General features: G+C 39.7%; 7 protein-coding genes. 3 read left to right on the top strand and 4 right to left on the bottom strand.

Annotation, left to right across the window (positions count from 1 at the left end; genetic code table 11):
- The coding region (locus CUN59_RS04850; RefSeq protein WP_497706903.1) for an RpnC/YadD family protein at positions 1 to 541 on the top strand (541 nt) is incomplete at its 5' end.
- 507 nt (positions 542 to 1,048) lie between these two features.
- A complete protein-coding gene (locus tag CUN59_RS04845; protein WP_104386772.1) occupies positions 1,049 to 2,251 on the top strand; it encodes a GUN4 domain-containing protein in 1,203 nt (400 codons plus the stop codon).
- A 584-nt stretch (positions 2,252 to 2,835) separates the two neighbouring features.
- On the opposite strand, the gene CUN59_RS04840 is transcribed toward CUN59_RS04845, so the two are convergent.
- Positions 2,836 to 5,721, bottom strand: coding sequence for a tetratricopeptide repeat protein (locus tag CUN59_RS04840; RefSeq protein WP_243406876.1), 2,886 nt, complete (start codon positions 5,719 to 5,721; stop codon positions 2,836 to 2,838).
- A 261-nt stretch (positions 5,722 to 5,982) separates the two neighbouring features.
- Positions 5,983 to 6,645, bottom strand: coding sequence for a hypothetical protein (locus CUN59_RS04835; RefSeq protein WP_104386770.1), 663 nt, complete (start codon positions 6,643 to 6,645; stop codon positions 5,983 to 5,985).
- Between the two features lie 271 nt (positions 6,646 to 6,916).
- Here CUN59_RS04835 and CUN59_RS04830 point away from each other — a divergent pair, with 271 nt between their 5' ends.
- Positions 6,917 to 8,797: a DNA polymerase III subunit gamma/tau gene (locus CUN59_RS04830; RefSeq protein WP_104386769.1), complete on the top strand. Its 1,881-nt coding sequence runs from the start codon at positions 6,917 to 6,919 to the stop codon at positions 8,795 to 8,797.
- Positions 8,798 to 8,893: 96 nt separating this feature from the next.
- Here CUN59_RS04830 and ebsA read toward each other — a convergent pair whose 3' ends face one another.
- Complete coding sequence (ebsA, locus tag CUN59_RS04825) at positions 8,894 to 9,298, bottom strand: type IV pilus biogenesis protein EbsA (RefSeq protein WP_104386768.1); 405 nt, start codon at positions 9,296 to 9,298, stop codon at positions 8,894 to 8,896.
- Positions 9,299 to 9,443: 145 nt separating this feature from the next.
- Positions 9,444 to 9,902 carry a tRNA (adenosine(37)-N6)-threonylcarbamoyltransferase complex ATPase subunit type 1 TsaE gene (tsaE, locus tag CUN59_RS04820; protein ID WP_104386767.1) on the bottom strand — a complete coding sequence of 153 codons (459 nt, stop codon included), beginning with the start codon at positions 9,900 to 9,902 and terminating at the stop codon, positions 9,444 to 9,446.
- Between the last annotated feature and the right edge of the window lie 35 nt (positions 9,903 to 9,937).

The raw sequence follows: 9,937 nt of genomic DNA, 5'->3' as shown, positions 1-9,937 counted from the left end.
TAAGGGAATTTACCTTTTTGGCAAAGGATTTAAAACCGTTATTGTGAGTATCCATCAATTACCCAGCACACCCGAAACCCTGTTTTTGCGGATATTAGGGAGGGGAAAAGTACAAAGACAAGCAGTGGAAGAACTAGAAACACTGACAAATAACAGTCCATTTCTGGCAGATGTCATAGAATTAGTACATAACCTAATTGCTGTGTTATCGGCACGTCAGCGTCAAGAACAAGATATTGATCAGGATGATCAGGAGTTAATTATGAAATTATCCCAAATGTATCAACAACAATTAGAAGAACTGAGAAAACAAGGACTCCAGGAAGGACTCCAGGAAGGACAACAGGAAGGACTTAAAACTGGCGTAGAAAGAGAAAGACGCGCTATAATTGAGAGTATTTTGCAAGTGCGTTTTGGTGAAGTTGATGCCGAATTGACAAGAATTATTAACCCCCTGATGGCCATGAGTAGAGAAGAATTTACCCCTTTACTTCTACAATCATCTCGTGAAGAGTTATTAGCCAGATTTTCGGCACAATAAGCTGGTAAATATTCAGCCATGACACTTGTTTCCAGATCCCCGACTTCTTTGATTAAATTGTATTCAGAAAGGACAAATCTATCAAAGAAGTCGGGGATCTTATGTTTCCAGATCCCGGACTTCTTTGATTAAATTGTATTCAGAAAAGATAAATCTATCTTAGAAGTCGGGGATCTTATGTTTCCAGATCCCCGACTTCTTTGATTAAATTGTATTCAGAAAAGATAAATCTATCTTAGAAGTCGGGGATCTTATCACCCTTACTGAATAATAACTTATCAGTATTGTAGGGTGTGTTAGGATGAAACCCGTAACACTATCGCTAACATACCCTACCTAAATCAATATTAAGCGCACCCCAATCAATTCCCCAGTCGGTTTTAACCGACTTGAGCTTTGAGACAGGGAATTTATTCCCCGGCTGTCTTACATCTTTGCGTGAAGCACAAAAAAAGGGTATTATGAAAAATACTATATAAAAAATAGTATTATAAAAGACAAAAGACTATGAAATTTTCCCAGGGATTAGGAGTAATTCTAGGAACAACAACCCTAGCTTTAGTACAATACCAACCCGTATCTGCCTTAACTCCTGCACAAGTTAATGATATCGCTAAACCAATCACCGTCATGATTGGTGGACTAGATGGAAAAGGTTCAGGAGTGATTATCGCTAAAAATGGTAATACCTACACTGTGCTAACAGCTAATCATGTGGTGAAAAAAGCGGGATATGGTGTTTATGAGATTATCACCCATGACGGGCAAAAATACCCCATGGAAAGCGCTCAAACTGTGGGAAAATTAGATTTAGCTTTAGTCAGATTTACCAGTTCTCAAAATTATCCCCTTGCTAAAATTGCCGATTCTCGCACAGTTAAAGAAGGTGCAAGAGTATATTATGCAGGCTTTCCCGCAAACCAACCGCGTAACTATCGTTTTATACCAGCCGATATAACAGGCAGAAGTCAAAATCAAGACGGGTATGAATTATCCTATAATGGACAAGCTTTACCGGGGATGAGTGGAGGTCCAGTATTAAATGAAGAAGGTCTTCTAATTGCTATTCACGGCAAGGCAGAAACCCAATCTATTATAATTCAAGGTGTTCAAAGAACTGAAATTGTAGGGGTTCAGGGAATACCGACGGAAAAATTCCCCAATTTAATTAGTAATATTCAAAATAATACTCAAAATAATACTCAAAATAATACTCAAGCTAATACCCCTCGTAATAATCCTAGTCCTACAAATGAACCTACACCTGCCATATTTCAAAATTTAGAAACATTGTTAAAAGCAGGAAAATGGCGAGAAGCAGATTTAGAAACTTGGAAATTGATGCTAAAGTTAACTAAACGAGAACAGGAAAGATGGTTAAGACTTGAAGATGTGAAAAATTTTCCCAGACAGGAATTGCGGAAAATGGATCAATTATGGGTAAAATATAGCAATGGTAAGTTTGGCTTTTCTGTACAAAAGCAAATTTGGCTGGAGTTGGGTGGTAAATTAGATGGAGAATATGACTGGAATACTTTTACAAAGTTAGGCGATCGCGTTGGTTGGAGAAAAAATGGAGAGTGGCTAAGTGATAGTTATTACACCTTTAGTACAAATGCACTATCGGGACACCTGCCGGTTTTTGGTTTTGGGGGTGTTAGTGGTGTTTGTGTGGGTTGTCGACGGGTGCTACTCTTTTCTCTTCTCTAGACTATAACCCATAAGCGTTACACAAGATTATAAGTATTTCTTATCAAGAAGTAAACAACCAACTTATTAGGCTTTGGGGATTTCATTACCTGTTAGTTTGTAGGTTGGGTTGAAGCATGAAACTAGTTTTTTTAACGAACCGCAGAGACACAGAGGTAACCCTCTTCCATTAAACTGGGAATCACAAAAATAATTTTCTAATTTTGAAATCTAGATGTGATAAAGGTTTGAACTTTTTATTAATAACAAAATATGGCGAACATTTTGAAACATTAATAAATCGCCAAAACCCTTTTTAAATAAAGGTTTCAAATTTTGCGTCGCCTAGAGTCATGGAAGAGGGTTATGTTCCCATCTAGGGTTTTAATGCCCCCTAACCCCCAATTCTGGGGGAATAAGAATTTCAAAGTCCCCCAAACTTGGGGGATTTAGGGGACTATAGCGGTATGCACTTGAATGAGATACAGAATTTACCTAAAAAACTATACACTCTCATGACTTTCAACTCTGTTCCCTATTCCCTGTTCCCTTGCCCCAACGACAATTTTTAACGCCAACCTACTTACGACTTTTCAAACATCCTATTAATAAATTAAACTTTCTTTAGGAATAGCAAAGGTTTCGCTGATAATTTCTGATGCTAATTGATCAGATTTTAGTAGTGGATAAACTCTATCATCATTATGATGATCTAAAGAGGAGAATAATTGAGATTGTGCATATATTCCCAAGGAAACACTAGGTAAATAGCTAATATTGTAATTTACTGTATTGACAGAAGTTACTGAAGAAAAAGACAAATTAAACAAGCTATGCAAAGGTAATTTATACAATTCTCGATGGGGAATTAAAATAATTGTATCCACACCTTCTAATTCTTGAATAATTGTGGAAATATTCAAGATTTCTTGCAATGGTAACAGTTTGGATATTGTTGCTGATTCTTGCCAATCAGTTAACCAACGTTCAAATTCAATTAAGCGTTTTACTCCTTCGGGAATTGCTTCTAGATCTTGTATTGGTGTCAATAGGAGAATAGGTGATGGCGCTTGATCTTTGATAATAAATGTGTGTAAAGCGGCTGGACTAAGATGCCAATAAATTATGGCAGTTTCGGGATTAAGTAGTTGTTGAATAGAATCATAATTTCTGGATTGCAGTTGATCATTCAACTCTGGCATTAACCACTGTAAGCAATTATTTTTACCTTGTTCGGCTATTTCCCAAGCTTCTACTACGTCTCCTGTATTTACGGCTAAATCAACTGCTAACTGTCCCAAACCTGCGAATTTTAAAGCTAATTGTTTTTTGTTTTCATCAGTGCGCGTGGGACTATTTACTAATTGTTGTAATAATTCAATTCCCCATTTTTGTAATTCTTGGGCAGCAGTTGTTTCACTTAAACAAATTAGTGTTTTCGTGAGAGATTGTAAAATTTCTAGGTGCAATTCGGGAAAATCTTCAGGTGTGAGAGTAGATAGTGCTTTTTGGTATTCAGATATGGCATGATGCCAATGGTCACGGGGTGAGGCTTCTTTTTTGCTTTGTTCGTAGTAAGTATTACCAAGTGCTATATGTAATTTCCCCCAACCTTCTGGATGTGTATCTGAACGCAGATGCTTTAAACCCTCTTGATAAGTGGCTAATTTACCTCCGTAGCCAGCTAAATTCAAATCTGGGTTAGATTGAGAAATGCTACTAAATACAATTAGTGAGGATTCCTGAGGGGTGAGATGACCCACGGCTGCACCACGACCTAACCAAGCTTCCCAATAATCTAGTTTAATTTGTAAAGCACTATCATAACAAGAGATAGATTCGGCAAAACGTTCTAAATAAAATAGGGCTACGGCTTGGTTATACCATGCTGGGTGGAAATCAGGTTTAATGGCGATCGCTTGTTTATAGGAAATGATCGCATCTTCCCGACAACCGAGATTTTCAAAGGCCACACCCCGGTTATACCAAGCGAGATAAAATTCCGGTTGAATGGACAGGGCTTGATCCCATGATTCAATTGCTGCGGACCATTGTTTTAAATTAAATAGCACCACACCCCGATCAATCCAGACCTCATGATAATTGGGTTCTATAGCTACAGCTTGATCATAACTAGCGATCGCCTCTGCATATTGTTCACATACACCTAGAGCTATACCTCTGTAATACCAGGTTTGGGGGTCTAGGGGTTCAAGATCCAGAACTTGATCATAACTAGAAATTGCTTCTATAACTAAACCTAACTTGAGCAAAGCCGAACCCTTACTAAACAAAGCGTCTGGATAGTCTGGTTTAATAGCGATCGCCTGATCAAAAGATGCGATCGCCCCATCAAAATCGCCCAATTCTCCCAGAATACCGCCCCGACTATACCAAGCCTTATATAAATTCGGTTTCAGTGCCAGAGTTTGGTCATAAGCAGCGATCGCTTCTGGAAATCGTTCCAAGTAAAACAGAGTTAAACCCTGATTTAGCCAATATTGATATTCTTCTGGATCTAATTGACTTGCACGTTCATACAAAGCCAACGCAGATAATAAATCTCCTGCCTTAGCTTGCTGCAACCCTTTGTAAAAGAAAGCCTGCGCCTGATTAACAACAACTATGCCAAATGACTCTTGAGGAACAATTTCCTTGTCACGAATTGCCAACTCTGAAGCCAACTGCTGCGCCAGACTGGTACTTTGTTCCAACCGTACCACTAATTCATCTACGGTAGATGCTAACTGTGGTTCAACATTTACCAAAAACTGATTTGAACTTTCCTCCCGTAGCGATAGAGAATCTGCAACTACTTTTTGCACCTGCTTGGGCAGATCCTCAACTGCATACTCATAACTTTGATAGTCATTGCCTGATAATTGATGGACATGATGAATATTTTTCTCCATGTTCTCAACAATATCTTCAGGTAAAGACTCATTAGCTATGGCTACAGACTCACCCATGAACAGATCGTCAATCATTTGGGATGCTGATGGACTTTTCACAGCATCCACCGATTGATATTCCCAGAGTTCTTCACCAAATTGGCGAATTAATTCTTGCCCTGGTGTATCTAATTCCTCTTCTGTGGGTATAGCAATTTCTATTTCCTGTAACTCTTGCTCACCCTCATCCTCTTGATTGAGATTGCGCCGCAATAGCTGAATCCCAATATCATAAGCAAGATTACTAATATCACCAATACCTAACTCACCCAATTGCACCAGACGCTTGGCCAAATGATCATTGGGTGCTGGAGAAGCTAGTAATCTGTCACCAAACCCCAACAACCAATCTATCCAACGGTCAATAGTAATTCGCGGCTCCATACGCTGCAAATACTTTAACGCCCACTGTTGTCCTCGCGCTTGATACACGCCCTCTAGAAGTTCATTAAACAAGAACTCTAGATCCGCATTCGAGAGTTCTGGTGGTTGATCTGCCACCAAATGCTCTTGACTAGATTGGGTATCAATGCTCCCCATACTGTCAAAGAGGTACTGTAAAAATCTGTTAAACCACTGCAAGAGCCACCTGAACATCTGCCAATTTGTTGGATTTTCTTTCTCCTAGATTGTAGCTATCGTTGTGTCAAAAAAATTATTAATTACCGAATTAAATCAAAAATTTCCTTTTCCTCTCGCAAAAATACTGATAGCTACTTTGAATAAATAGAACTGACCCATAAGCAGCATGGGTGAGGAATGATTCTCATCTCATTATTGATCTATATCGCTCCTGGACAATTAGTTTAAGGATTCATTGGTTTCATCATACTGGTTAACCAAGGCTTGAATAATCTCTTCTGGATGCTCTGTTTCCATACCTAGCTGTTGGGCAATTTGCTGACACAGGGTTTGATCCTGCTGCAACATCATGAATAATTCTTCCAAGGTAACAGTTTTGTATTCTCCTTCTGGTAAATTTTCCTCCGTTGTCACAGGAGGTGGGGGCGGATTCTGTATTGCTGTATCCGGTCCGTCATATTCCCAAATTGGCTGTCCTGGATTGCGTGTGAGGATTTTCATACCTATATCGTAGGCGAGGTTACTAATGTCACCCACTCCCAACTCACCCAATTGGATTAATCTCCCAGCTATTTCATTATGGGGTTTAGATGATACTAATAATCTTTCACCAAACTGATTGAGCCATTCTAACCAACGTTCTGTACTAACTCGATGCTCCAGATTATGTAGCCATTTTTGCGCCCACGCCTCTCCTTTAGCCTTATGAACCCCTTCTAAAAGTTCTGTGAACAGAAATTCTAAATCCGTATCACTTAAACGTAGTGCGGCTTGTTGTGGCACTTCTTCTCGACTTTGAGTGAAATTCTGTTTAGTACCAAACAAGCGCTGAAAAAATTTTTTAAGCCATTGAATAAACCGCTTGAGCATTTGATGCACCATTAATGTTGCTTTCTCAGATTTTAACGATTGAAGTGACTTCAGAGTGGGAAATTAAAAATTACAAATTACAAAGCTGATGTTATGGCGGTATGCACTTGAATGAGATACAGAATTTACGGACTAACAACTCTATTCCCTGTTCCCTGTTCCCTGTTCCCTGTTCCCTGTTCCCTGTTCCCTGCTATATTTATCGCGCTCAGAAAAACTACCATCAGTTGTTAGAATGGTAAAACCCTAAATTCACTTGGGATATAAGGATTTACAGATTTCCATGTCTTACGAACCCCTGCACCATAAGTATCGGCCAAAAAGTTTTGCTGAACTGGTGGGTCAAGAGGCGATCGCTACTACCCTCACTAATGCCATTCTTTCAGCGAAAATCGCCCCTGCCTATTTGTTCACTGGCCCTAGAGGTACAGGCAAAACTTCTAGTGCCAGAATTCTCGCTAAATCCTTAAATTGTCTGCAAGGTGGTCAACCAACACCTCAACCCTGTGGTGTTTGTGAAATCTGTCAGGGCATTACTAAAGGTTATTCTACAGATGTAATTGAAATTGACGCTGCTAGTAATACCGGTGTGGACAATATCCGGGAACTAATTGAAAGGGCGCAGTTTGCCCCCATGCAATGCCGCTATAAAGTTTATGTGATTGATGAATGTCATATGTTAAGTACCGCAGCGTTTAATGCGTTACTTAAAACCCTAGAAGAACCACCTAAGCACGTTGTTTTTGTCCTGGCGACAACAGACCCCCAAAGGGTATTACCAACCATTATTTCCCGTTGTCAAAGGTTTGATTTTCGGCGCATTCAATTAGATGCGATGGTGCAGCATTTAACTAATATTGCCGCCAAGGAAAATATTAATATTACCCATGATTCTCTCACCCTCGTTGGACAAATTTCCCAAGGGGGATTAAGAGATGCAGAAAGTCTATTGGATCAACTAGCTTTAGTTACAGGAGAAGTGACACCGGATAAGGTATGGGACTTGGTAGGTTCAGTTAGCGAAAAAGACTTATTTGGACTATTAGAAGCGATCGCTCAAGATCAGGCAGAAATAGTCCTCGATACCACCCGCAAAATCCTAGATCGGGGACGAGAACCCCTGATTATTCTTCAAAATCTCGCCGCTTTTTACCGGGATTTCCTCATTGCTAAAACCGCCCCCAATCGTCAAGATTTAGTTACTTGTACTCAGTCAACCTGGACATCATTGGTTAGCTTTGCCCAAAAATTTGATACCACTACGATCTTACGAGGACAACAACACCTCAGAACCGCAGAAGTACAACTGAAAAACTCCACTCAACCCCGGTTGTGGTTAGAAGTCACATTACTGGGATTATTACCAAGTGCCAATATTCCTATCCAAACTGGAAATATTTCCCAACCAACTCAGACAAATTCTGTTACCCCTGTTTATCACCAAACTGCTGCACCTCCTCCAGCATATCAACCCGCTTATATCCCAGCACCACCTACTCCAGAACCTATATCTCCACCACCAGCTACACCGATACAACCAGTAGCAGAGGCTTCACAATCTGATTTAACTCAAGTTTGGCAACAAGTCCGGGGAAATATTCAACAGCTACCCACACAAGCATTGTTGGGGCAAATGTGCCATTTAATAGAATTCAATGGTGCGATCGCTCGTATAGGAGTTAAACCAGCGTGGTATGACAAGGTAAACTCCTATCTCCCTATGATCATCACAGCTTTTAGGCAAACCTTCCAACGAGAAATACAAGTAAATCTCGAAAAAGCCACTGCTGGAAATACCACAGCAACCAGAAGAAACCCTCCTCCACAAAATTCTACCCCCGTACCCCAACCAGCACCCCAACCAGCACCCCAACCAGCACCCCAACCAGCACCCCAACCAGCACCCCAACCAGCACCCCAACCAGCACAAAATCAGCCTATTAGCACCAACACAGCAGCAGTACAAACCATTACTGCACCAACGCCATCAGCCTCATCCAACTGGGATCAAGATAGTGTGATCAAAGCCGCAGAAAGTTTAGCTAGATTCTTTTCTGGAGAAATTATCCGTATTAACGATGATAGTTTTCAGCTATCTGATGCCGTCACAAATCATGAAGCACCAGAAATATATGAATCCTATGTTGATGATGAATATAATTAGGGTTTGCTAAAAAATTTGTCTGTGAGGAGAGGGAACACTTCGACAAGCTCAGGGCATCCCAATCTCAGTATAAGTCACTCAGTGACCAGTCAACCGTTAACCGTCAATAGTCAACCGTTTATCATCATCTGCACATAAGAGCTTACGGTAAAAAGGTTTAGAAAAATCAGTAATTCGATGTCGTTTATAGTTTTCCATCAATTCAATTAAAAAAGTAATAAATTCATAACTAGCCATCATTACTTCATAGGTGAGTTCAGAATTGGCATCAAACTGCATTCGGCATCGGGTTAGGTCTGATGGCAAGGTAGCAACATTCCAACTGGCCACAAAAGGAATATTATCACTGGCCTCTATTTTCCGGTCTCCTTCCAAAACGCCTTTTTGATAAAGACTAATAGCATAGGGTAATAAATTACGCTTATTACCCTGAATATAGGGTAAATAAACGGCAGTTTGGTGTTGCGATGCAGGTTGGAGTTGATCGAAAGACGAACTCATCGTTTTTGATTCCTTTTCTCTACTGTTTGTCAAAAGTGTTACTTAGTACAAGCCATTTATTGCTTACTCTCTACTTAATCTCATGTATATAAAATAGCATTTCCAGTTGAAAAATAATGAAACATTCAGATAAAAACGATAAAATTTAAATGTGTAGCAACTGATCATCAATCATACTATTTACACAGTGAATTTCTGCTTGTCGAGTGCCATTTGGTTGATGAGTTAAACCAATAATTAAATAACTCTCTGGCTTGTAAGGCATTCTTTCTGCCCATTCAATAGCCACGATACCCGGTATTACTTCTATACCTTCCCAATAGCTTTCTAGGTTCAAACCTGTGACTTCTTCCGGTTCAAGGCGGTATAAATCCAAGTGGTAAAGAGGGATACGCCCTTCTGTATACTCATTAATCAGTGTAAAAGTAGGACTAACAATAGAGTCAATTATTCCCAAACTTTTACCAATTCCTTGTACTAAGGTGGTTTTACCAGCACCTAAATCACCTTGTAGTAAAATCACACTACTGGCAGTTAAATTTTTCCCAAGGGTAATACCTAATTGTTCTGTTGCTTGTCTGTCTGGAAGAAGAATTTTAGTCATTGGTAATTGGTGATTGAAAAAACAATATTTTCCCC

Source organism: Cuspidothrix issatschenkoi CHARLIE-1 (assembly GCF_002934005.1).
Classification (GTDB): domain Bacteria; phylum Cyanobacteriota; class Cyanobacteriia; order Cyanobacteriales; family Nostocaceae; genus Cuspidothrix; species Cuspidothrix issatschenkoi.
The sequence above is the reverse complement of the archived record's forward strand: the minus strand, read 5'-3'. Positions and strand labels throughout refer to the sequence as shown.

Bases quoted from the DNA above. Each gene is read 5' to 3' on its own strand.
- ebsA (WP_104386768.1), bottom strand. From the start codon at position 9,298: ATGAGTTCGTCTTTCGATCAACTCCAACCTGCATCGCAACACCAAACT.
- tsaE (WP_104386767.1), bottom strand. From the start codon at position 9,902: ATGACTAAAATTCTTCTTCCAGACAGACAAGCAACAGAACAATTAGGT.
- CUN59_RS04840 (WP_243406876.1), bottom strand. From the start codon at position 5,721: ATGGGGAGCATTGATACCCAATCTAGTCAAGAGCATTTGGTGGCAGAT.
- CUN59_RS04835 (WP_104386770.1), bottom strand. From the start codon at position 6,645: ATGGTGCATCAAATGCTCAAGCGGTTTATTCAATGGCTTAAAAAATTT.
- CUN59_RS04845 (WP_104386772.1), top strand. From the start codon at position 1,049: ATGAAATTTTCCCAGGGATTAGGAGTAATTCTAGGAACAACAACCCTA.
- CUN59_RS04830 (WP_104386769.1), top strand. From the start codon at position 6,917: ATGTCTTACGAACCCCTGCACCATAAGTATCGGCCAAAAAGTTTTGCT.